The organism is Bacillus cereus group sp. BfR-BA-01441 (assembly GCF_022663075.1).
GTDB classification, from domain to species: domain Bacteria; phylum Bacillota; class Bacilli; order Bacillales; family Bacillaceae_G; genus Bacillus_A; species Bacillus_A cereus.
On record NZ_JAKUEU010000023.1, the window covers coordinates 1 to 24,448 of the forward strand.

A 24,448-nucleotide genomic window follows, 5' to 3' on the forward strand; every position below is an offset into this window, starting at 1 on the left:
ATTTATATCGGCGATTTTCCAAATATATCGACATCCGTAGCGCTACTATAATCATAAGAAAAAGCTGTCCCCAAACACCTTCGGGAACAGCTTTCTCCTCTACTACATAAATCCTAACGCATATACAAGAACGTATCCAAGAACCGATAAGCAAACCGAGCCAATCAGCCCCGCCACAAATGCTTTACTTCCTAATTTACGGAACGTTTTAAACTCTACATTTAAACCGAGCCCTGCCATCGCCATTGCGATAAGCATGTAAGCAAGAACAACAATGTATCCCGCAACAACTTCTGGAATAATCCCGAGCGAATGCACTGCACTCATCGCTAAGAACCCGAAAATGAACCATGGTATTGGAAGTTCGCGCCACGATTTCTTTTCTTTGCTACCTTCACTCTTACCAAACCATAGACCAATTAAAATCGCTACTGGCACAAGCATTGCTACGCGCGTTAACTTCACAATAACTGCGATGTCTACAGCAGTACTTCCTCCTGGCGCCGCAGCTGCGATGACATGAGCGATTTCATGAAGCGTCGCACCTGAGAATACACCATAACCGTACGGAGATAAACCAAGCACTGGATATAATAACGTATAAATAAGCGTAAATATGGTACCTAAAATCGCGATGATTGCTGCCCCAACTGCTGTTTCATCGTCCTTCGCTTTGACTTGCGGTGCAATTGCCACGACCGCGGCTGCGCCGCAAATTGCCGTACCGCATGCTGTTAAAATCCCAAGTTTCTTTTCTACTTTAAATACTTTCGTTAGTCCGTATACAACAAAAATAGTAAATGTAATAACAACCGCCGCGATGACCAATACTTTCGGTCCCGCCTTCGCAATATCAACAAGATTTAATCGCATTCCAAGTAAGATGATCCCAAAGCGCAGCAACTTCTTACTCGCAAAGTTCGTTCCTGCTATCGCATCGTGAGGAACTCCAATTGCAGCGCGCCAAACCATCCCAATTAGAATAGCAATTACTAATTGTCCCATAATATTTAAAAATGGAAGCTCTGCTAAATATTTCGCGGCAATTGCGATTAATAATGTAATCCCAATTCCTTGCGAAAATCCAAAACGCTTCTTCTTTTGTATAACAAGTGTTTGTTCCATTTTGAACCACTCCAATAATCGTATTGGAACATGCATGTTCTTTCTACTTACATTATAAGAAAGTTTCTATAATAAGTTTAATACCAATACCAAATCTCTATCATCAGAAATACTTATGATAAGATGATAGAAAAAGAAAGGAGCCCATTATATGAACGTAGACATTTTAAAAATTTTTGTTACTGTCGTTGAACAGAAACACTTCTCCCGTGCAGCAGAATTATTAAACCTTTCACAGCCTGGAGTAAGTATGCATATACGCAACTTAGAAAACGAATTTGACACTACACTTATTCAACGCTCCCCGAAGCACGTCCAAGTTACGGAAGCTGGAAACATATTATATATACATGCAAAGCAAATGCTCTCTCTTTACGAAGATGCTAAACAAGAAATTAATGAACTACATAACGTTGTAACAGGAACACTTCGCATTGGTGCTAGTTTTACAATTGGCGAATACTTACTTCCAAAAATACTGGCTAACTATGCGAATGAAAATCCACACGTCGAAGTTCATACTTTCATCTCAAATACAGAAGACGTTTTGCAAAGCCTTCGCTCTAATCAAATTGATATCGGCCTAGTGGAAGGACAAGTCGTATACGCCGACGTAGATGTTGAAACATTTATGCAAGATGAAATGAAGCTCGTCGTCCCGCCAAATCATCCATTACTCCGCACAAATGAAATAAATGAAAGTACACTCCAAGATCAAGTATGGGTATTAAGAGAAAGTGGTTCTGGTACACGCGCTTATAGTGACCGCTTTATTCATCAACACCATTTAAAAATGAAACGATTCTTTACATTCAGTAGTATCCAAAGCGTAAAGGAAGCTGTTAGTGCCGGGCTTGGCATCGCTATCCTTTCTGATTGGACTGTACGGAAAGAGCTATTAGCAAAAGAACTATTCCACGTCGAAGTTCCAAATGAACAACTAATCCGTCCGTTTTCCATCGTACGCGGTAAATATTTCATTCCATCTAAAGCCATTCAAGTGTTCTTAAATCATGTAGATTCTTTTGCGAAAAAACAGAGTTGACCCTCACATTAGTGTGAAGGTTTACAATACATGTAGAAGGAGTGAAACGCATTGCGAATTGGAGAATTATCAAAAAAAACTGGCGTTAGTGAAAGATCACTAAGACATTACGAAGAAAAGGGCTTACTCCCTTCTAAGCGCCTTGCAAATGGTTACCGTGATTTTGATGAAAGTGCCATCGAAAAAGTGGAGCTTATTCAAATGTACTTACAAATTGGCTTAAATTTAGAAGAGACGGCAAGGATGCTGCGCTGCCTTGAAATTGAACCGCACCTGTACGACAATCCGTGTAGCAGTATCCTTACGCTTTACGAAGATAAACTCAATGAAGTAACAAAGCAAATCACATTACTTTCCAACATCCAAGCGAATTTGCAAAAACACGTTTCACTCCTAAAACAAGCAAAAGAAAAGGAATGATTACATGTTTGTTATACATGGCAGTTCAAGACAAAACGGAAATACAGAAGCTTTAACACATATGATGATAGAGGACATTGAAACAGAACAAATTTATTTGCGTGATCATACCGTCTATCCTATTACAGACCAACGTCATGATGCAGAAGGATTCCAATCCGTAAATGATGACTATGAGCAGTTAACCAAACGCATGCTAGAGCACGACACGATTATCTTTGCTACACCATTATATTGGTACGGAATGAGTGGACATATGAAAAACTTTGTTGATCGCTGGTCACAAAGCTTGCGCGATACATCTCTTCATTTCAAAGAAAAAATGAAAGGCAAAAAAATGTATGTTGTCATCGTTGGCGGGGATAATCCAAAGCTAAAAGCATTACCGCTTATTGCTCAATTCCAATATATCTTTGATTTTGTTGGTTCTTCATTTGAAGGTTATATTATTGGAGATGCGAATGGACTGGATGAAATTAAAAACGATGCTGAGGCGCTAGCTAAGGCACAAGTTTATAATAACGAATTCAAAAATCACAAGCTGAAATAAGTTTGACAAACTATTTAGACTTAGCGACGCAAGAAGAATTAGAAATCATGTTACAAGAATACCCTGGTACAATACTTTTCATTAGCCATGATCGTGCCTTTATTCGCTCTGTTGCAGACCATATTCTACAAGTAGACGAGAGTGAACCAAGGGTATTCCACGGTAATTACGAACAATACACAAAAAGAACAACGGGGGATTCTGTAAACGTTACTGAACAAGAACTATTACGATTACAAACAAAACTAACAGAAATCATTGGCCGAGTTTCCATACAAAATCATCACGATGACATCACATCTCTCAACCAAGAATACGAAACATTATTAGCTCAAATCCGGAAATGTAAGGAAGCGCTCTAATGTCTTCCCTATATATCGACAAGGCCTTCCGCATTTCCCAAGAAATATTGAAACTTCGACATAGAATATAAAAAGCCGTGCATTTGATGTGCACCCCAATTGTTAGACACGAAAGACAATTGGAGGTGTACTTTTTTATGGTTAAATTTTCACCAGAAGAAAAATTAGAGGTAGTAAGACGATATTTAGATGGCAGTGATGGAGTGAAAAGACTTGCGAGGTCTATAAAAATTCATCCAAGTGTAATACAACAGTGGGTTAAGCAATATAAAGCAGTAGGTGAAAAAGCTTTTGAAAAACGCTATACAAGCTATTCCCTTCAGGATAAACTGGATGTACTTAATTATATGGATAAACAAGGGACATCTATTAGAGAAACAGCAGCTATTTTTAATATTCCATCTTATGAAACAGTTCGTAGGTGGAAAGAAGCATATGATTTAAATGGCGTGGATTCCTTGCTTACAAAGAAAAGAGGACGTCCAGCTATGGAAATAAAAAATATAAGACCAAAATTAAATCATAAAGTCGTTGAAGGGTCTATAGAGGCATTACAAGCAGAAAATGAACGGTTACTAATGGAAATTGATTATTTAAAAAAGTTAAATGCCTTAATTCAGAACAAGACAAAATTACAGAACAAGACAAAGCAAAAGTGATTTATGAATTAAGGCACAAATACAAGATCATCGATCTTGTGAAAGTCGCTGGTATCGCTCGGAGTACATACTATTATTGGATTAAACAAATGAATCGTCCAGACAAATACGAGAAAGCTAAAGAACTGATAAAAGAAATCTTTGATGAACATCACGGTAGATATGGCTATCGTCGTATTACATTAGAATTACAAAATAGAGGATGTTTATTAAATCATAAAACAGTCCGTCGTTTGATGAATTCTATCGGATTGAAATGTCTTGTACGAATGAAAAAATACCGTTCATATCGGGGAACTGTAGGGAAATTCGCTCCTAACATTTTGAAACGTCAATTCCACGCATCAAAACCTAATGAAAAATGGGTAACAGATGTGACTGAATTTCATTTGCATGGTAAAAGGTTGTATTTATCGCCTGTTTTAGACTTATATAACGGAGAGATTATAGCTTACAATATAGAAGATAAGCCTGCATATTCTCTCGTTTCTAGAATGATAGATAAGGCCTTTAAATGTTTAAACAATGGGGAAACCCCTATCCTTCATTCAGATCAAGGGTGGCACTACCAAATGAAGCGATATCAACAATCGCTAAAAGAGCATGGGGTTGTTCAAAGTATGTCCCGTAAGGGGAATTGTTTAAATAATGCGGTCATAGAAAACTTCTTTGGCTTATTAAAGTCTGAATTATTGTATCTTGAAGAATTCGAGAGCATGGAACATTTTAAGATAGAATTAGATAATTATATTCATTATTATAATCACAAAAGAATTAAAACAAACTTAAATGGAATGAGTCCAGTTCAATACCGGACTCGCATTCCATCAGCTGCTTAAATTCTTTGTCTAACTTTTTGGGTTCATTTCAATTAGCACGGCTTTTTACTTTAAATACGAACAGCAGTCCCGCTCACTGCAACCATTAGCATCCCTTCGCGAACTACTTCATAATCCACGTCGATACCGACAATTGCATTTGCATTTTTTTGTCTTGCGAAAGTTTTCATCTCTTCCATTGCGATGTCACGCGCTTCTTTTAATTTACTTTCATAAGCGCCAGCACGACCGCCGACAACGTCACGGACAGAGGCAAAAAGGTCACGAACGATATTCGCGCCCATAATCGCTTCTCCATTGACGATATCGATATACTCAATAATTTCTTTTCCTTGAATTGTAGACGTTGTTGTTACAATCATACTTTATAGCCTCCCATATGAGATTTTTACCTACTTATGGTGCACTAATTCTGTACAAATTATATTTACGAACTAAACTGAGCTTCGTATAACCTACTGTATCCTCCACCTTGCTCAATTAATTCATTATGTGAACCTTGTTCTGCAATACCATCTTTATTTACAACGACGATGCGATCTGCATTTTTAATCGTTGCAAGTCTGTGAGCGATAACTAATGTTGTACGGCCAACAGATAGCTCCGCAAGCGATTTTTGAATCGCAAGTTCTGTCTCTGTATCTAATGCAGAAGTTGCTTCATCCAATATTAAAATTGGAGGGTTTTTCAAGAACATACGAGCAATAGCTAGACGCTGCTTTTGTCCACCTGAAAGTTTCACGCCGCGCTCACCGATAACAGTATCTAAACCGTCCGGCTGTGAGTAAATTAAATCTTCTAATTGCGCACGTTTTACTGCCTGCCAAATTTCAGCTTCTGATGCTTTTAAATTTCCGTAAGCGATATTTTCACGAATTGTTCCTGAAAATAAGAACACGTCTTGCTGCACAATTCCAATTTGCTTACGAAGTGAAGATAATGTCATATCTTTCGTATCAATTCCATCAATTTGAATCGATCCAGATGATTGCTCATAAAAACGTGGTAATAGGCTACATAACGTCGTTTTCCCAGCTCCTGATGGTCCAACGAACGCAACTGTTTCACCTGCATGTATTTTCAAACTAATGTCATTTAAAATCGGTTCTTTGTTTTCATATCCAAACGTAATGTTGTTATATTGAATATCACCGTGTACATGCTTCACTTCCATTGCATCTTTAGAATCTACAATGTCAGGCTCTGTTTCAAGAAGCTCTACATATCTTTTAAAACCGGCGATTCCTTTCGGATAGCTTTCGATTACCGCGTTAATTTTTTCAATTGGGCGGAAGAAAATATTCGTTAATAGAACGAATCCGATAAATCCACCGTACGTTAATTCTCCTTGCAGAACAAACCATGTACCGCATATTAAGACGAAGAGCGTTACGAGACGCATGAGCATATAACTAATCGATGAATTTAAAGCCATAATTTTATACGCCATTAATTTCGTTGTACGGAAACGAGCGTTGTTCACAGCGAATTGCTCTTTCTCAAACTTTTCATTTCCGAATGCTTGTACAACACGAATGCCCCCTACATTGTTCTCAATGCATGCATTAAAATCAGCAACATCTGAGAATAAACGTCTAAATGTACCTGTCATTTTTTTATTGAAGTACAGCGCTAACCATAATAGGAATGGAATGACGAAGAACGTTAATAACGCTAACTTCCAGTTGATCATCATCATAAATGAGAATGCCCCAACTAAAGTCATTACGGCGATAAATAAATCTTCTGGTCCATGGTGAGCAATTTCCCCAATTTCCATTAAATCGTTTGTAAGGCGTGAAATTAAATGACCTGTTTTATTATTATCAAAAAATCTGAATGATAGCTTTTGAATATGATCAAATAATTTCTGCCTCATATCTGTTTCAATGTTAACACCAAGCATATGTCCCCAATATGTAACGACATATTGTAAGCCTGCGTTTAACATATAAACTGCGAGTAAACCGAAACAAGCCCATAAAATAAGCGTCCAGTTTTGCCCTGGCAATAACTTATCAATAAATTGATTTACGATAAGCGGGAAGCCGAGTTCTAATAATCCTGCGACAACCGCACAAGAAAAGTCGAGTATAAATAAACCTTTATACGGTTTATAGTACGAGAAAAATTTACGCAGCATATTTTACCTCCATTTTCCAAAATTAAAAAGACTCCCTAAATGATAACCATTATCAAATAATTATTCAAGTTATCCGTCTATGAAACTACAAAAATGAACAAATCTGAAAAAGCCTAACTCCCCATTTATACCAATGAGAAATTAGGCTTTTTTCTATATGTTACGTATCTTATTAAAACAAAGGTGCTCTACTAGTAGAGATGCCCTTCTATTTCCCCACAAATACACTCTTTAAATAATTTGAAACTTGTAATCGTGCTTGGAGACCTTTATCCATAATGCCCGCCATCCAGAAGAAACCATGGACCATCCCTTCGTAGCACTTATATTCTACAGGAATCCCAGCTGCCTCTAAACGTTTTGCGTATGCAGCGCCATCATCTCGTAGTGGATCATATTCCGCTGTAATAATAAGCGCTGGTGGCAAATTCTCTAACTCATTATTCACTGAAGGGGATGCAAAGACATTGTACCTATCAATTTCGTCACGTAAATACATTTGTGTTGCCCAAAAAACTCCTTCAGTTGTAAGTAAATAACCTTCAGCATTGTCTCGATATGATTGTGCTTTGAAAGTTAAAGTAAGATCAACTACAGGATAAACTAATACTTGAGCCACCAATGAAAGATTGTTGAATTTTTGAGCCATAATAACAACTGCTGCTGCAATATTTCCACCAGCACTATCTCCACCAATTGCGATTTTTGTTTTATCTGCATTAAGCATAGAACTATTTTCAGCTACCCATTTAGTAGCTTCATAACAATCTTCTAACGGAACCGGGAATTTATGCGTAGGAGCTAAGCGATACTCTACCGCAACAACTATACACTCCGCGTCATGCGCTATATTTTGGCATAAAGTATCTACAGCCTGAATATCTCCTGCTACCCATCCACCACCATGTAAATATACAAAAACAGGTAATGATTCCTTTTCATTCGGTGTATAAACTCGAAGTTTAATTTCACCGTCCTTCACAGGGATATAGAAATCTTCCACCTTAAATACAGCTTTTGCTTCTCCGTGCTCTTCTCCTGTAAGTGTATTCAAATTTCCACCTTGCGCAAGAAACGATTGAACTTGTAAATCTAAAGTCATACATAAACCCTCCCTAAAATTTTCTCATTATATTTGGATTTGAAAATAACGACGAACCGTTTCTTCAATCTCATGTTTTTTTAGTTTTTCTTTTATTCTCTCTTTTCCGTTAACGATAATCAGCATATCTCCTAGCAAAGTAATACGCCCATTTTCTGTCACTCTTGAAAGGAAATACATTTTGTTGAACATCGAATCTGGAGCTGTTTCAGTTAAAACACAAATTGGATGAATGTTCTCTAGGTTCCATTTATGAGAAGGCTGCTCAAAACGATATAGAATTTCCCACTTATCATCAGTCTTTTTTTGCAAATAATAAAATGATGTTGTCTCGTCTTTATTTACTCGGTAAAGACCATCACTATCCACAACTTCCTCTCCATTCAGCGGGACAGGAATTCGTGGTGAATTACCGCCCATACCTACATCCACCAAATACTCTTTATTATCAATTGATACGATTATGAATAAATGAGCATTTTCAAGAGCCCACATTCCTTCTCTTACATATACAGTCCCTGCCATAAGATAGGGATCAAATCCTAATTCTTTTAGCAGAAAATAAAATATTCCGTTTAACTCGTAGCACACGCCACCCTGCTTCGCATGAACAATTTTTTGATATAAATCTTCTTTACGCAAAGATAGAGGTTTTCTTGCAAGAATATCAAGATTCTCAAAGTGAACGTTGAGTACATGTTGCTTTTGAAGATGAGATAAGTAAGAGAAACTCACCTCTCTTTTTTCAGATTGAATATGCTCTAAATATTTTTGAATATCCAAAATTATCCACCTCATTTTTTATCTATATATAAATTTTTACAGTATTTCTTTTCACACTCATATTATAAAATTGATTATTGATAAACAAAAATATAAAATAATTATCATATTAATAACTTCAAGTATATAAGAGAAGGTGAACATATTTTATGGAATTACTGCAGCTCAAGTATTTTAAAACAGTCGCTCGGACGGAACATATAACAAAAGCGGCACAAGAACTGCATATCTCTCAACCAGCTTTAAGCGTTACTATCGCTCGATTAGAAGAGGAAGTAGGAGTTCCCTTATTTGACCGAATTGGGCGTCAAATTCGCCTAAATGCTTTCGGAAAAACTTTTCTCAAACAAGTGGATACGGCCCTTGAGGCTCTGGAAACTGGTAAACGACAAGTTACAGATATGGCTGGATTAGAACGAGGAAGTGTTTTAGTAGCTACTACAACTTTAAATCGTGTCTCTGAATTGCTAGCGCCTTTTCTAGCCTTATATCCACACATTAATTTCCGTATAACACAAGCATCTACAGAGGAATTAAAAATTCAGCTTCTTGAAAAAGGCGAAATCGACTTTTGTCTCACACCTTCACCTATTGATCGACTAGGAGTCTATAGTCTTCCATTAATGACTGAAGAGATCGTACTAGCTGTACCAAGTACACATCGACTCAAAGATCGCGACCGTATCAAGCTAAGTGAAGTAGCAAACGATCCTTTTATCTCCCTAAAACCAGGGTATAGCTTCCGTGAGATTACAGACAATTTCTGCAGACAAGCCGGGTTTACGCCTAACATTGTATGTGAAGGAGATGAACCTGCAGCAATAAGCGGCTTAGTACGCACTGGACTTGGCGTTGCTTTTTTACCAATCGCAGCAAAAAAGGAATTACCACCGCTAACGCTTCTCCAGCTTGAAGAACCCGTTTGCCAATGGACACCTCATTTAGTATGGAATGAAAAACACTACTTATCACTTGCTGCACAAACGTTTCGTGAATTTGTTGTGCAACATTACGCTCAAGTAAAACCGTAAATCAAAAAAGAAGAGGCTATATAACTACAATGTTATACAACCTCTTCTTTTATTTGTTACATCGCTTCCGAATCCCACTCATGCTCCTGTTCAACGAATACAATACCTAATTCGTGATGTCCACCAGCATATAATGCAGTTTGTGCAAGACGAAGCTCACCATTTGTATCTAATACTTCTAATTTACAAAATGCTCCTGTCGTCTTCGTTTGAAGCGCATCATAAAATTCCTCGGCGCTTTTTGGAATGACTCCATTTACTTTCGTAATAATTTCTCCAGGCAGTAATTTCAGCTCTGCTCCAATTGTATTTGGAATTGTATCTAGTACAACGAGCCCATCATTGCGTGCAGCAAAATACGCTGGTCTTGTTTCATCGGCAATTTTTTCTTGCATCGAAATTGTGAAACGCCCAAGCATAGCGACTCCCATCGCGATAATTGCAAGTACGTGCCACCAGTAACTTGCGATTCCTAAAACGAGCACAAGTCCTGCTAACCCATAAACCCGTCTTCCTGTAAATAATAAAGCTTCCGTCGGCTCATAACTTTTAATATTTCTCATAAATCCAATTAAAAATGGAACGAGGAATAGAGAATATGTATTTGAACCTATTGAAACGACAGGCCACCATGAAATAAACTGCGTTACCGCATCACCCGGTACAAGAATAAAAATAGGAACGATCCATAAACGCTTTGATTCGTGTAAACCAATCTTTAATCCACGCTTCCCCTGCCTAATCCTCGGCGTCGAATATCCTACTGCGTTTTTAGAAATCAATAAGCCTTCTACAATAAGCATAACGCCTAGTAAAATAACAAGGGATACAATGGTACTCTCTTCACCTTCTCGAAGCTGTAAAAAGGAAACTGGTAGCTTAGAAGATAATAGAACACATACAATCGCAATGCTAAATGTATAAGCCGCCGATAAATATCGATACATAGCCGTTAATCCAAATAGTAACGTCCAAATTAAAATGGCCCATAAGCTTGCTTTAGAAACAACAAGTCCAAGCCCAATCGTAATAATAGATACTACTAATCCGTATCCAATCCCTGCAAATAGAGAGGTTCGCAGTTCAAACCAAATATCATAAACTTTAAAAGAAAAATCTTTTCGTTCTCTTAACATACGTAAGTATCCAACGAAGATACTACTTATTACAAATATATAGACAGCAGGGTGTAAGAAAAAACGTCCAACTGCCCGCATTATTTCAAAAATCCACGCCTCCACGAACTCATTCACCACCATTTATATCATTCTTTCTTTTTATATTATCATAACTAAACAAACGTTTGTTTAACACAAAAAAATACAGGCAGCAAACTGCCTGTATTTCTTCTTATTTTGCCATTAATTTTAATGCCGACTGTAATTGTAGATCATTTTCTCCAGAACGGATTTTTTCGATAATTTTAGTTTGAATCGCTTCAGCTGTCTTTTTATCAAGCTGTCCTGTCGCTTCCATTTCATTTGCATTTTGGAATGCTTTCAGAGCCGATTCTGTCTCTTTACTAAAGTATCCATCTTCACGACCTGGTACATAACCTAAGCTCTTAAGCATTTCCTGAGCATGTTTTACTTGTACATCATTTGAATTGTATGAAAGTGTTTTTTCAATTTGAATTGGTGTCGCATGATAATAATTTGGTTGCTTCACTTCTACTGTTGGCGCGATTCCTTTTTTATGAATCCAGTTCCCATCCGGCGTTAACCATTTAAACATCGTTAATTTAATGTTGCTGCCGTCTTTAAATGGAACAGCTTGCTGGACAGTACCTTTACCAAATGTCTTTTCACCAATTAAATCGTATCCTTCTCCTTCTTTTAGCGCACCCGCTAAAATCTCTGAAGCAGAAGCACTTCCATTATCAATTAATACTGAAATTGGATATGGTTTTCTCTCTTTCAGTTCCGTAGAGAATTTCTTCTTCTCACCATTTCGCTGCTCTACTTGTAGCATCGGCTTTTTATTCGTCATAATTTCCCCTAGTATATCTTCTACACTATTTAAGTAGCCACCAGGATTACCACGCACGTCAATAACTAAGCCTTTTATATTTTTCTTCTCTAACTCTTTTAACTGATCCTTAAATTCTTTCGCTGTATTTTCAGCAAAAGAAGTGATTTGCATATAACCGATATCTTTTCCGCTCTCTTGCTTCACAGAACTAAACACTGTAAAGATCGGAATCTTTTCACGCTTAATTTTAAATACAATCGGATCAGTTACTCCCGCACGTTTAATTTCAATTGCGACAGTCGTTCCCTTTTTACCACGAATTTTTAATACTGCTTCTTCACGTGATAAGTCTTTCACACTGTTTCCATCTACAGATAAAATTTGGTCATTCGGTTTAATTCCTATCTTTTCTGCTGGTGAACCTTTAATTGGCGATACGATAATAAGCTTACCGTCCGTCTTGTTCACCTCAGCCCCAATCCCCTCTAATTCGGGATCAAGCGATTCACTAAACTGTTTGGCTGTTTCTTTATCCATATACGTGGAATAAGGGTCCTTCAGCGTAGACAACATACCTTGTATTGCACCTTCAACTAACTTTTCATCTTTCACGTCTTCCACATAACGTGAATCAATTAGTGCATACGCCTCATTAATTTTTGCCAAATTCCCTTGCGCAGTGCTAGCATTCCCACTCGAAATTGTTTGCGTTACTTCTGATGGGTTAACCCCAAATACAGACATGCCTGCAAACATTCCGCCAGCACCAATTAAAAATGCAACAACCATTCCAATAATTGCAACTCTACGTTTCAATGCGGAATTCCCCTTTCCAAAACACACAGGTGGTGTAGCAAAAGGCATCACACATTGTGTGATGCCTTTACCTATTTCTACTATATGATAAGCTTGTACGAATTATGTTTGCAACTTTTTATACTTTTAAGAAGCGACGAATTGACATTACACTTCCCCACATACCGATTAAAGCACCGATTAACACTAGTAAACCAGCTAATTGGAATACGAATGGACTGTATGGTAGAAGCTCGAAAATTGTTCCGCCAAGTTTTTCATTAAACACACCTTGCAACGAATTATACGTAATTAGAATTAGGCCAATTGGAATAATTGATCCTAATACTCCTAAGAATAACCCCTCTAGCAAGAATGGCCAACGAATAAACCAGTTTGTTGCACCAACAAGTTTCATAATTTCAATTTCTGTACTACGAGCATAAATTGTAATTTTAATTGTATTAGAGATTAAGAACATCGCTGTGAATAAAAGACCAGCAATTAACGCAATCCCAATGTTACGACCAGTTTTTACAGTATCAAATAATCGTTCAACTTGCCCTTTTCCGTACTGAACATTACTAACAAACTGCATTTTTTCAACCTTCTTCGCGATTGTCGCTGTATCGGTTGGTTCTTTCGCTTTTACAACGAATACGTTTTTAAGTGGGTTATCTTGTTCAAATAACTCAAACGTTTTTCCACTATCACCTAAGCTTTTAATTAAACGTTTTAACTCTTCTTCTTTAGAAGAATATTTAATAGAATCTACTTTTGCAATCTTACTCATATCTTCTTCTAATTTCTTTTGATCCGCTTCTTTTGCAGCTGGATCAATGTGTACACGAATCTCTACATCTTGCTCTACTTTCGTCGCAAAATGGTTCATATTCATAATCGCTGTTAAAAAGACACCTACAAGTAATAATGTAACTGTTACTGCACTAACAGAAGCAAATGTCATCCATCCGTTACGTGATAGATTCTTTACACCTTCTCGCAAATGTCGACTAAGGGTCTTAGCCTTCATATCCGTATCCTCCCTCAATCTCATCTCGAACAATTTTTCCGCCTTCAATCGCGATTACACGATGACGGATTGTATTTACGATATCTGCATTATGCGTCGCCATAACAATCGTTGTGCCGCGCTCATTAATGCGAGTAAAAATATTCATAATATCAAGAGCTGTTTCAATATCTAAGTTACCTGTTGGCTCATCGGCAATTACAACCTTTGGTCTATTTACAATTGCTCTTGCAATAGCCACACGTTGTTGCTCCCCGCCCGAAAGCTCACTTGGAAGTGCGTCTGCACGATCTTCAAGGCCTACAAGACCTAGAACTTCTGTTACACGCTCACGAATTGCATCCGGTTCTTCTTCAATTACTTCTAAAGCAAACGAAACATTCTCATATACCGTTAATTTAGGTAGCAATTTGAAATCTTGGAAAATCACGCCTAATTGACGACGGAAATACGGAACATCTCTTTCTGCCAATGTTTCGATAGTAAGTCCATTTACATTAATAGATCCTGTAGATGGTTTCTCTTCACGATACATCATTTTAATAAATGTAGATTTTCCGGCTCCACTCGGTCCAACTACGTATACGAATTCACCTTGTTTAATGTTAACTGTAAGACCAGCAATGGCTTTCATACCATTCGGGTACTCCTTATAAACATTCGTCATTTTTATCATTATTTATCACCCAATACTTAATGATTTTTTTCGAAATACTTTTCTGTACATCTGAAAACAAAAGACATCCTTCATTTTCATTTAGTCATCCTTGTTGAAGATAGTTTACTTATGCTTTCTCATAAGCAATACCACTCTATGTAATATATTTCAGCAAAATTCTACAAACCCCATTGTAACATCAAACGGTTTCCAATTTGGATACATTTTTGTTACAGTTATGTTACATACCAGAAAAAAGGAAAACGAGTTGACTATATTATCAACTCGTCCATTTCACCTTTTTTATTTATGTTCAGCTAACCATTCAGACACTTTTTTCGCATCTTCACCTTGAATAAGTCCTGGTGACATTGAACCGCGGCCTTTTTTAATAATCTCTTCGATATCTGCAGCGTCGTACTTACCGCCTACTTTTCTTAAATCAGGTCCAGTTGCCCCTGATAAATCTGTTGCGTGACATCCCGCACAACTTCTTTGGAAAATTTGTTCTGCGCTGTCTGTGCTTGCAGACTGTTTCGAAGACTTACTCTCTTCTTTATTTCCGCATGCTCCTAAAGCAAAAACAACCGATGTCCCTAGCGCAATAGCCAACAATTTCTTTTTCACTTCTATCGCTCCCCATTGTTGATATTCTTTTTATTCCTAACACACTCATTTTCATTATAAGCATTATCTTTATATAGAAAAACTAAGGTGTATTTCATATTCCTCAAAAATACAGTGAGAACCTTGATAAAATAATGCTTTCATAAGTTGTTTCAATTCTGTGAACAACTTAAAAAACTCCTATAAAGCATCCTTTTTAAAAGGAAAATTAGAAAGTTCTATATAAATCTTTACCATATTACCGCTCTATTTTACTATTCTCTACTTTTTACAAAACAATATACAGCATTGTAATCTACATATAATCCCATCAAAAAGAGAAGTTGTCGTTTCCAACTTCTCTTCCTCTTTACTTCATCTATAAAAATAAAATCAAATTCTTTATATCCTCTATTGTCCTCAGCATGCGCCAACAATTTCGTTGGCTTTTTTTCGCTTATTAGATGCGAGAACGTAAGTAAGCATCAATAAATGGATCAATCTCTCCATCCATAACAGCTTGTACGTTACCAACCTCCGTATTTGTACGATGGTCTTTTACAAGAGAATACGGGTGGAATACGTAAGAACGGATTTGGCTACCCCATCCGATTTCTTTTTGCTCTCCGCGAATTTCATCTAATTCTGCTTGTTGCTCTTCTAGTTTCTTTTGATATAATTTCGCTTTTAACATTTTCATCGCATGCTCACGGTTTTTAATTTGAGAACGCTCCGACTGACATGTTACAACCGTATTTGTCGGTGTATGTGTAATACGAACTGCTGAATCTGTCGTATTTACGTGCTGTCCACCAGCTCCACTTGCTCGGTACGTATCAATTTTTAAATCTTCTGTACGTACTTCGATTTCAACTTCATCATTGAACTCTGGTACAACTTCACAAGATACGAATGATGTATGACGACGCCCTGAAGAATCGAATGGTGAAATACGTACAAGACGATGTACACCTTTCTCTGCTTTTAAGTAACCGTAAGCGTTATGACCTTTAATTAATAAAGTTACACTCTTAATACCAGCTTCATCACCTGGTAAATAGTCAACCGTTTCTACTTTGAATCCGCGTTTTTCAGCCCAGCGTGTGTACATACGTAATAGCATAGAACCCCAGTCTTGTGACTCAGTTCCACCTGCACCTGGATGTAATTCTAAAATCGCATTATTTTTATCATAAGGATCACTTAATAGTAACTGAAGCTCATACTCATTCATTTCTTGAATTAAGCCTTTTACTTCTGATTCTAATTCCTCATGTAAATCTTCATCATACTCTTCTTTTAAAAGCTCATGCGTGATTTCTAAATTTTCGAACGTCTCATCTAACTGACGGAACTTTCCAACCATATCTTTTAACGCATTCGCTTCATTAATTACAGCTTGTGCGCCTTGTTGGTCATCCCAAAATCCTGCGCCCATCATTTTCTCTTCTAATTCTGCAATTTGTTTCTCCTTAGTAGGGAGGTCAAAGAGACCCCCTAAAAGCCGCTAATCGCTTAGCCATTTTCTCTAATTCCTGTCTAATTTCTACTAATTCCATTTCCTTCACCTCTATGTAATTGCTGTTACTTTCGTATGAAAACAAGGGAAACTCTCTCCACTTATTACGGAGAGAGTTTAATCCTTCTTAATTATACATTTTTGATATAAAAGTTTGCAAAACAGCCAAAGCTATCGTCCTATATTACTGAACGATACCACAGCAGTTTTTATATTTTTTACCACTACCACATTTACATAAATCATTGCGGCCCACTTGGTCACCTTTTACAACTGGCTTTTTCTTTGCTTCTTCGCCATCGCTAGAAGGATGAACAGCTTCACCTTGAACAACTTCTTGACGTTCTAAGTTTTGTTCAATTTCAGCTTTCATAATGTAACGAGAAATTTCCTCTTCAATAGAAGCAACCATTGACTCGAACATCGCGAACCCTTCCATTTGGTACTCACGAAGTGGATCGATTTGACCGTAAGCACGTAAATGAATACCTTCACGAAGGTGATCCATCGCATCAATATGCTCTGTCCATTTCGTATCTACAACGCGGAATACAACAACCTTCTCAAACTCACGCATTTGCTCTTCTGGCATAAGCTTTTCTTTTTCATTGTATCGCTCAATTAATTTCGCAATAATTGGCTCGCTCATTTCCTCAGGAGCAAGGCGACGTAATTCTTCTTCTTTTACATCTCCGTCTTGAAGAAGGTTTGTATTTAAGTAGTCAACAAGACCTTTAATGTTCCAATCTTCTTCAATTTCCTCTTGTGTATGAAGAGCAACAGCACGTTCTACTGTAGATTTCATCATACCTTCAATAATGCCACGTAAGTTGTCAGACTCCATTACCTCTTGACGCTGTTTGTAAATAACTTCACGTTGCTGACGAAGTACATCATCATATTGCAGTAACTGCTTACGTGCATCATAGTTATTTCCTTCAACACGTTTTTGTGCAGATTCTACCGCACGAGAAACCATTTTACTTTCAATCGGCTGAGAATCATCCATACCAAGGCGGTCCATCATTGCTTTCATATTATCTGAACCAAATCGGCGCATTAATTCATCTTCCATCGATAAGTAGAACTGCGTAACACCAGGGTCCCCTTGACGACCAGCACGACCACGTAACTGATTATCAATACGACGACTTTCGTGACGCTCTGTACCGATAACTGCTAAACCAACGTTTTTCACATCGTCTCCAAGCTTAATATCTGTACCACGACCTGCCATGTTCGTCGCGATTGTTACAGCACCTTTAATACCAGCCTCTGCAATGATATCTGCTTCACGAGCATGGTTTTTCGCATTTAAGATGTTATGACGTACACCTTTACGCGTTAACATTTTTGAAATAAGCTCTGAAGTTTCAATTGCAACTGTACCTACAAGAACAGGTTGTCCTTTTTTATGACGATTTACAATATCCTCAACAACAGCATTGAACTTACCTTCCATTGATTTAAAGATTAAATCGGCGCGATCATCACGAATAATCGGTTTGTTTGTCGGAATTACAATAACGTTCATATTGTAAATGTTACGGAATTCCTCTTCCTCTGTTTTCGCTGTACCAGTCATACCAGATAATTTTTCATACATACGGAAGTAGTTCTGGAATGTAATTGTTGCAAGCGTCATGCTTTCATTTTGAATTTCTACACCTTCTTTTGCTTCAATCGCTTGGTGTAATCCTTCGCTATAACGACGACCTTTCATAAGACGACCAGTGAATTGGTCTACAATTACGATTTCGCCTTCTTGTACAACATAATCTGTATCACGATGCATAACAACGTGTGCACGAAGCCCCTGATTAATATGGTGAAGAAGTGCTACATGTTTTAAATCGAATAAGTTTTCAATATGGAAAGCTTTCTCTGCTTTCGTAATACCATCTTCTGTTAGCATTACATTTTTCGTTTTCACATCAAATGAATAATCTTTTTCATTTTCTAACGTACGAACAAATGCATTTGCAAACATGTATAGCTCTGTTGATTTTTGAGCTTGTCCTGAAATAATAAGCGGCGTACGTGCTTCATCGACTAAAATAGAATCGACTTCATCGATAATAGCAAAGTGAAGTGGACGTTGAACGCACTGCTCTTTATATAAAACCATGTTATCACGTAAGTAATCGAATCCAAGCTCATTATTTGTGCTATACGTAATATCAGCAGCATAAGCCTCTTGTTTCTCTTCGCGTGACATACTATTTAAGTTAATTCCTACCGTTAAGCCAAGGAACTCATGAAGTTGTCCCATTTCGCTCGCATCACGTTGTGCTAAATATTCATTGACTGTAACAACGTGAACACCTTTTCCTGTTAAAGCATTTAAATATACAGGTAATGTAGATGTTAACGTTTTACCTTCACCCGTTTTCATCTCAGAAATATTCCCTTCATGTAAGGCAATACCACCCATTAACTGTACGCCATATGGACGCATTCCAAGAACACGAGTTGCCGCTTCGCGAACAACTGCAAAAGCTTCAGGTAGTAAATCATCTACTGTTTCACCTTTTGTTAGACGTTCTTTAAATTCAAGCGTCTTTCCTTTTAATTGTTCATCAGTTAGTGGCTTAATAGATGACTCTAATGCATCAATTTGCTCAACTGTCTTTTGCATACGTTTAATTTGGCGTTGATTTACATCAAACACCTTTTTTAAAATACCGATCATAGGAAATACGCTCCTCTTTTTATTAAAATAAAACTTCCGATTGTTTTTCTTTTTCTCTATTACAATCAGTCGTTATAAAAATCAAATGTATGTTATGCCAATTTTTCTCCTAATTAAAAAAACTAAAATGTATATACCTAATGATAATTGTAACACTTGTCTTATAACTATGACAACAATCGGCCGATTGTCTCGTTCTAAATTAAGAAAAGTTTTTTAAAAATCTATTTTCAGCAAAAAAAGCGCAGCCTCATTCAGCTGCGCTTTCGAATTATTATTTAGTTTCGATTAAACCGTATTTCCCATCTTTACGGCCATATACAACATTAGTTTCATTTGTATCAGCATTTGTGAAGACGAAGAAATTATGTCCTAGCATATCCATTTGTAGGATTGCCTCTTCAACGTCCATCGGTTTTAAATCGAATCGTTTTGTACGTACAAGTTCTAATTCATCTTCTTCTACCTCATCCAAAACAGCTACTGCTTCCGGAAGGATAAAGTTCGTTTTTATAGAACCTTTCTCACGTAACTTACGATTTACTTTTGTTTTATGTTTACGAATTTGTCGCTCAATTTTATCAACTACTAAATCGATAGCAGCGTACATATCGCTATTAGTTTCTTCTGCACGAAGTAATAAATCAGTAAATGGAATTGTTACCTCGACACGTTGCTTGTCAGAGTATACTTTTAAATTAACTTTAATCTCTGGGAATGTATCAAAATAACGCTCTAACTTACTTAGTTTTTTCTCTACATATTCCTTTAATGCTGGAGTTACTTCAATATTTTCACCACGAATGTTGAATTTCATAGATGAATTCCTCCTTTCAAGCCTATGTACTATAATTTCGACATTGGCTTAAAAACTCCTTCTAACTTTTTTAAAAAAATTAGTGGAATTGCGATTTTTTTATCGTTTTTTGTTGAAATGAAAAGATGCATCGTTTCTATCTTTATTTTATCCTATTAACATCGTGAATAACGAATATTTCTGTGGACAATTCGTTACAGAAAAGAAACAACTTTTTGACAACTTACCCTATAACAAAAACCCCTTGCGAAAACAAGAGGTTCTACTACATATATATAACGTTGCCACAAACGCAGCTTTCTCTTCCCAAAACAATATACCCTACAGTTTCACAACATTAGCTGCTTGTGGTCCACGTGCTCCATCTACAATGTCAAACTCTACTTGTTGCCCTTCTTCCAATGACTTATACCCATCTTGTTGAATAGCAGAAAAATGGACAAATACATCGTCACCATCTTCACGCTCAATAAACCCAAATCCCTTTTCTGCATTGAACCATTTCACTCTTCCTTGCATGTTCATTCCATTCCCTTCACTCTAAAAATCAGGGCATTCGCCCCATATTTTGACTATAACGAATGACAACATATGAAGTCAAAGAAGACTTATCGCCTTTTTATTATCCCTTTCGACACTGTCATATTAACTTCTACAAAGTGTCAAACTAGATACTTCCCTTGCCCCTCTTTCATATAACAAACTTCCGATTTGCCTAACTGTAATCCCTGTCGTATACACGTCATCAACGAGTAAAATATGTTGCCCAGAAAACATCTCTTCTCCCTGAAAATAAAAAGGATTGCTTCCTGACACCCTTTCTTTACGTGTCTTCTTACTTTGCTTTTCTGTTTCCCTTCTTCTTAATGATGGATAAGAAATTTTGACAGGCAAACAAGTTGCTAATAACTCAGCTTGATTAAAACCACGTTCAATTTCCCTTTCCTTACTAAGCGGAACAGCGATAACAGTTGAAACATTGGCAAAACACTTTTGAAATAAACTTCGAAAAGGACGATAAAAAATGTGCACTAACTCTGCATCCCCCCGAAACTTAAACTGCGCTACTATTTCTTTCATCTCATCATCATACATATATAACGAACGGTTTTTAAAAGAACGATACTTCTCCTCTTTCATCCACCTTATACAATCTATACAAATACCGTCTTCTTGAAATGAGGCAGGAACAAATTCTAAAGGTCGCCCGCACTCCATGCAAATTTCTCCTATAATATAGGAAAGTTTCTGCTCACATCTATCACATATATATTTTCTATGACACTTTACAAAAAAAGTGTACCAACTAACCTTTTCTACAAAACACTCATCACAAAGTAAACAATGCATTAATCGATCAATCCTTGTTCTTTCGCATTTTTATTCATACCTTGAATATGTTTTTTCGCGCGCACCATCGCCTCTGTCTTGCCATAGTGAAAATAAATGACCTCTCCATATGGTGCTTCAAAGCTCCGCCCTGCTCGGCCCGCAATTTGTACGAGCGCACTTTCTGAAAATATTTCTTCTTCCGCCCCTAAAACTGCAACTTGCAAATTTTTCACCGTTACGCCTCGCTCTAAAATTGTCGTTGTAACTAATAATGGGATTTCTCCCTTTCTGAACGCTGCGACTTTCTCTTTTCTCATCGGATCTTCTGCATGTACCCCTTCAACTTTATTATGCAATGATTTCAATAACGAGCTTATTTCTTCTATATATCGTACATGGGGAACGAATAAAAAAACAGGATACTTTTTGTTTAAGTACATCTTTAACCATTGTAGTAAAACTCGAGGAATTCTTTCACGGTTGAGGCTTTTCTTCCAATTTCCGCACCAGCAAAATAGAGGAACTGGCAACGGATGACGGTGATATCGTCCAGAAACAATAACACCTTTTTGTTCACCTTTTCTAAATTTTCGCTTCCACGTTTCATCTGGAGTCGCAGTTAAATAAATACGCGCCGCTTTTTCTTTCATCGCTTGTTTTACCGCGTACTGTAACATTTGATCTGCACAATATGGAAAAGCATCTATCTCATCTACAACTATGACATGAAAGGCCCTATAATAACGTAATAATTGATGCGTGGTCGCAACGACTAGTACTGCATCTTTTTCTTTATCTACACTCCCTCCATATAAAGCCGCTACCTTTATATATGGAAATACTTCTTGTAATCTCGGTGCTAATTCCAAAACAACATCCGTTCTTGGCGTTGCGATACAAACTCTTTCTCCTTTTTGAAGCGCTTCGTTAATACCGTAAAACAACATCTCTGTTTTCCCAGCCCCGCATACAGCCCAAATAAAAAATGATTCTTTTTGCTTAATAGCCTCTATAACTCCTTGCGCCGCCAAATTCTGGCCAGTAGACAACGTCCCGTTCCACTGTAACAAATTTGAATTCTTTTCTCTCTTTCTTTCAGCAATCCCGCGAACAAGTACAGCACATTCACTTACTCTCCCCATCGCTATACACTTCCGGCAATATGTGCACACTTTACTGCACCTTTTACATAAAAACGACGCAAATAGCCACCGATCTACGTTTCCACAGCGTTGGCACATATATTTAGAATTCTTCTTTTTTACACCTTGTACACATACCATCTCTCCCTTCTTTTTCAAATCGTTTAATTCCCTCTGTAAATCTGAAGAAAGTTCTTCTAATAGCAACTGTTTCCCCGCTAGCATCAACAATCACCTCCAGCACTACTATAAACCTTTCTCATCATCTCGTAAAAACTCAAAAAAGCCGATAACCTACTTAGAAAATAGTAAGCTATCGACTTTATACACGTTTTTCATTGAATTATAATTCTATAATCTTCCGTAACCTAAGAAATGTTTTTGGTTGTAAGAGCTATTTACGCTACCATAAGTAACACCTGTTGACTCATCAGCAGCATGAATCATTTGACCGCCACCAATGTAAATTCCAACGTGAGATACGCCCGCTCTATATGTGCCTTGTAAGAAGATAAGGTCTCCTGGTTTCGCTTCAGATGGGCTAATTTTTTGTACAGAACTCCATAGACTTCTAGTATCTTGACGACCTAAACCGTAAACGTAAGAGATTAAACCACTGCAGTCAAAACCACCGTTTGAAATTGACGCACTACCCCATACGTATTTTAGACCTACTAAGCCTTTAGCTTTTTCAACAACATCTTGTCTTCCGCCACCATCATTTGTTACTACTGGTGTTGGTTTTTTCGCTTCTTCTTTTTTAGGTTCTTCTTTTTTAGACTCTTCTTTTGGAGCTTGTACAGCATTATTTGCTGGAGCTGCTGGTTGAGCTTGCGTTTGTGCTGGTTGAGCCGCCGCTGGTTGCTGTGCTGGCTGAGCTTGCGCGTCTTTAGCAGCTTGCTCTGCTTGCTTTTGAGCAGCAGCTTCTTGTGCAGCTTTTTCTTGCGCTTCTTTTTCAGCAATTTGTTGTAATTTTAATGCCTGTTGTTCAAGCTCTTTTAATTGGCTTTCCGTACTTGTCATTGTAGTTACAACTGTTTCCATTTTACCGCTTAAATCATTTACTGCAGTTTCTTTTTTCGCTTTTTCAGCGTCAAGATCTTTCTTAGCAGTTTCAATTTGAGCTTGTGCTTCTTTTAATTCTTTTTGTTTCTCTTTTACCGTTGCAACATCTTTTTTCACACTAGCTTGATCTTCTTGTTGTGTTTTCATGATATCTTCATCAGACTCAAGAATTTTAGAAACAGAAGTTAAACGATCAACTAAATCTGCAATGTTTTTAGAGTTTACAAGAACTTCTGTTACAACGTTCGTATTTGGTTGTTCTTGGAGTGCAACTAAACGCTTTCTTAATAGCTCTTCACGTTTTGCAATCTTTGTTTGTAATTCTGCAATATCTTTATTTTTCTTTTCAATTAATTGCTCAGTATCAGCAACTTTTTTCGTTGTTTCATCAAGCTTTGCAGCATTCTCTTGAACAGATTTATCTAAACCTTGAATTGTTTTGTTTAAGTCATTCATTTGTTTTTGTAATTCATCACGTTCTTGTTGTTGTTTATGTAAAGTGTCATTTTGTGTGTTAATTTGTGATTTCACGTCAGAAATTTTATCTTCTGCAAATACATTTGGTGTTAGCCCAGAAAACATTAATCCTGCAACTAATGCACAAGATGCCATTTTTAGCTTTTTCATTTTATTTTTTACACCGCTTTCTTTTTTCTTTTTCCGTATATAACCTATAAAATTTATACCATAATTCGGGATTTTTTTTGCTAATGTTACGTTTTTGTAAAACAAATGTAATATTATATGTAGCTCTAGCGC

Annotated in this window: 23 protein-coding genes; 6 read left to right on the top strand and 17 right to left on the bottom strand. The window is 37.1% G+C overall.

Annotated elements, in window-relative coordinates:
* Positions 1–102 precede the first annotated feature (102 nt).
* The gene (locus tag MR107_RS12025) at positions 103–1,125 is read right to left on the bottom strand and encodes a YeiH family protein (protein WP_000438432.1); all 1,023 of its coding nucleotides are present in this window, start codon (positions 1,123–1,125) and stop codon (positions 103–105) included.
* Between the two features lie 151 nt (positions 1,126–1,276).
* Here MR107_RS12025 and MR107_RS12030 point away from each other — a divergent pair, with 151 nt between their 5' ends.
* The 5 genes from MR107_RS12030 (at position 1,277) to MR107_RS12050 (ending at position 5,000) form a co-directional block, all read left to right on the top strand.
* Positions 1,277–2,170: a LysR family transcriptional regulator gene (locus MR107_RS12030; RefSeq protein ID WP_017656402.1), complete on the top strand. Its 894-nt coding sequence runs from the start codon at positions 1,277–1,279 to the stop codon at positions 2,168–2,170.
* 51 nt (positions 2,171–2,221) lie between these two features.
* On the top strand, positions 2,222–2,590 hold the full coding sequence (locus tag MR107_RS12035; RefSeq protein ID WP_048538376.1) for a MerR family transcriptional regulator: 369 nt from the start codon (positions 2,222–2,224) through the stop codon (positions 2,588–2,590).
* A 4-nt stretch (positions 2,591–2,594) separates the two neighbouring features.
* Positions 2,595–3,140 carry a flavodoxin family protein gene (locus MR107_RS12040; RefSeq protein WP_242292395.1) on the top strand — a complete coding sequence of 182 codons (546 nt, stop codon included), beginning with the start codon at positions 2,595–2,597 and terminating at the stop codon, positions 3,138–3,140.
* Positions 3,141–3,142: 2 nt separating this feature from the next.
* Entirely contained in the window at positions 3,143–3,502 is a 360-nt protein-coding gene (locus tag MR107_RS12045) for a macrolide transporter (RefSeq protein WP_017656400.1), read from the top strand.
* Between the two features lie 137 nt (positions 3,503–3,639).
* Positions 3,640–5,000 (top strand): IS3 family transposase gene (locus MR107_RS12050; RefSeq protein ID WP_472926404.1). Its coding sequence is split into 2 segments (ribosomal slippage): positions 3,640–4,096 and positions 4,096–5,000, totalling 1,362 coding nucleotides; the frame shifts between segments, so codons are not numbered across the junction.
* A gap of 50 nt (positions 5,001–5,050) precedes the next feature.
* On the opposite strand, the gene MR107_RS12055 is transcribed toward MR107_RS12050, so the two are convergent.
* From MR107_RS12055 to MR107_RS12070, 4 genes are all read right to left on the bottom strand, one after another.
* The gene (locus tag MR107_RS12055) at positions 5,051–5,362 is read right to left on the bottom strand and encodes a heavy metal-binding domain-containing protein (protein WP_000637523.1); all 312 of its coding nucleotides are present in this window, start codon (positions 5,360–5,362) and stop codon (positions 5,051–5,053) included.
* Between the two features lie 65 nt (positions 5,363–5,427).
* On the bottom strand, positions 5,428–7,143 hold the full coding sequence (locus MR107_RS12060) for an ABC transporter ATP-binding protein (protein ID WP_000944620.1): 1,716 nt from the start codon (positions 7,141–7,143) through the stop codon (positions 5,428–5,430).
* Between the two features lie 208 nt (positions 7,144–7,351).
* Positions 7,352–8,245, bottom strand: coding sequence for an alpha/beta hydrolase (locus MR107_RS12065; RefSeq protein WP_017656399.1), 894 nt, complete (start codon positions 8,243–8,245; stop codon positions 7,352–7,354).
* Between the two features lie 27 nt (positions 8,246–8,272).
* Complete coding sequence (locus MR107_RS12070; RefSeq protein WP_048538374.1) at positions 8,273–9,028, bottom strand: arylamine N-acetyltransferase family protein; 756 nt, start codon at positions 9,026–9,028, stop codon at positions 8,273–8,275.
* A 149-nt stretch (positions 9,029–9,177) separates the two neighbouring features.
* Here MR107_RS12070 and MR107_RS12075 point away from each other — a divergent pair, with 149 nt between their 5' ends.
* Positions 9,178–10,059, top strand: coding sequence for a LysR family transcriptional regulator (locus MR107_RS12075; RefSeq protein ID WP_048538373.1), 882 nt, complete (start codon positions 9,178–9,180; stop codon positions 10,057–10,059).
* A gap of 56 nt (positions 10,060–10,115) precedes the next feature.
* Here MR107_RS12075 and MR107_RS12080 read toward each other — a convergent pair whose 3' ends face one another.
* The 12 genes from MR107_RS12080 to MR107_RS12135 form a co-directional block, all read right to left on the bottom strand.
* Positions 10,116–11,318 carry a PDZ domain-containing protein gene (locus tag MR107_RS12080; protein WP_033687181.1) on the bottom strand — a complete coding sequence of 401 codons (1,203 nt, stop codon included), beginning with the start codon at positions 11,316–11,318 and terminating at the stop codon, positions 10,116–10,118.
* A gap of 91 nt (positions 11,319–11,409) precedes the next feature.
* Positions 11,410–12,846 (bottom strand): S41 family peptidase, encoded by a 1,437-nt coding sequence (locus tag MR107_RS12085; protein WP_000830313.1) that lies wholly within the window; start codon positions 12,844–12,846, stop codon positions 11,410–11,412.
* Between the two features lie 118 nt (positions 12,847–12,964).
* Positions 12,965–13,858 carry a permease-like cell division protein FtsX gene (gene ftsX / locus MR107_RS12090; RefSeq protein ID WP_000645027.1) on the bottom strand — a complete coding sequence of 298 codons (894 nt, stop codon included), beginning with the start codon at positions 13,856–13,858 and terminating at the stop codon, positions 12,965–12,967.
* Positions 13,848–14,534, bottom strand: a complete 687-nt coding sequence (gene ftsE, locus MR107_RS12095; protein ID WP_000594321.1) for a cell division ATP-binding protein FtsE — start codon at positions 14,532–14,534, stop codon at positions 13,848–13,850. The genes ftsX and ftsE overlap by 11 nt, the downstream gene beginning before the upstream one ends.
* A 285-nt stretch (positions 14,535–14,819) precedes the next feature.
* Positions 14,820–15,143, bottom strand: a complete 324-nt coding sequence (cccB, locus tag MR107_RS12100) for a cytochrome c551 (RefSeq protein ID WP_000727971.1) — start codon at positions 15,141–15,143, stop codon at positions 14,820–14,822.
* A gap of 439 nt (positions 15,144–15,582) precedes the next feature.
* A protein-coding gene (prfB, locus tag MR107_RS12105; RefSeq protein WP_096001716.1) for a peptide chain release factor 2 occupies positions 15,583–16,681 on the bottom strand; the annotation gives its coding sequence in 2 pieces (ribosomal slippage) (positions 15,583–16,608 and positions 16,610–16,681; 1,098 coding nt in all).
* 144 nt (positions 16,682–16,825) lie between these two features.
* Complete coding sequence (secA, locus tag MR107_RS12110; protein WP_000579385.1) at positions 16,826–19,333, bottom strand: preprotein translocase subunit SecA; 2,508 nt, start codon at positions 19,331–19,333, stop codon at positions 16,826–16,828.
* A 274-nt stretch (positions 19,334–19,607) separates the two neighbouring features.
* Positions 19,608–20,150 carry a ribosome hibernation-promoting factor, HPF/YfiA family gene (gene hpf / locus MR107_RS12115; protein ID WP_000671185.1) on the bottom strand — a complete coding sequence of 181 codons (543 nt, stop codon included), beginning with the start codon at positions 20,148–20,150 and terminating at the stop codon, positions 19,608–19,610.
* Between the two features lie 321 nt (positions 20,151–20,471).
* Positions 20,472–20,669, bottom strand: coding sequence for a cold shock protein CspC (gene cspC, locus MR107_RS12120; RefSeq protein ID WP_001990088.1), 198 nt, complete (start codon positions 20,667–20,669; stop codon positions 20,472–20,474).
* A gap of 126 nt (positions 20,670–20,795) precedes the next feature.
* Entirely contained in the window at positions 20,796–21,500 is a 705-nt protein-coding gene (locus tag MR107_RS12125) for a ComF family protein (protein ID WP_013142274.1), read from the bottom strand.
* Positions 21,500–22,849 (bottom strand): ATP-dependent helicase ComFA, encoded by a 1,350-nt coding sequence (gene comFA, locus MR107_RS12130; protein WP_242292397.1) that lies wholly within the window; start codon positions 22,847–22,849, stop codon positions 21,500–21,502. The genes MR107_RS12125 and comFA overlap by 1 nt, the downstream gene beginning before the upstream one ends.
* 126 nt (positions 22,850–22,975) lie before the next feature.
* Positions 22,976–24,421: a C40 family peptidase gene (locus MR107_RS12135; RefSeq protein ID WP_000499477.1), complete on the bottom strand. Its 1,446-nt coding sequence runs from the start codon at positions 24,419–24,421 to the stop codon at positions 22,976–22,978.
* Positions 24,422–24,448: the final 27 nt, after the last annotated feature.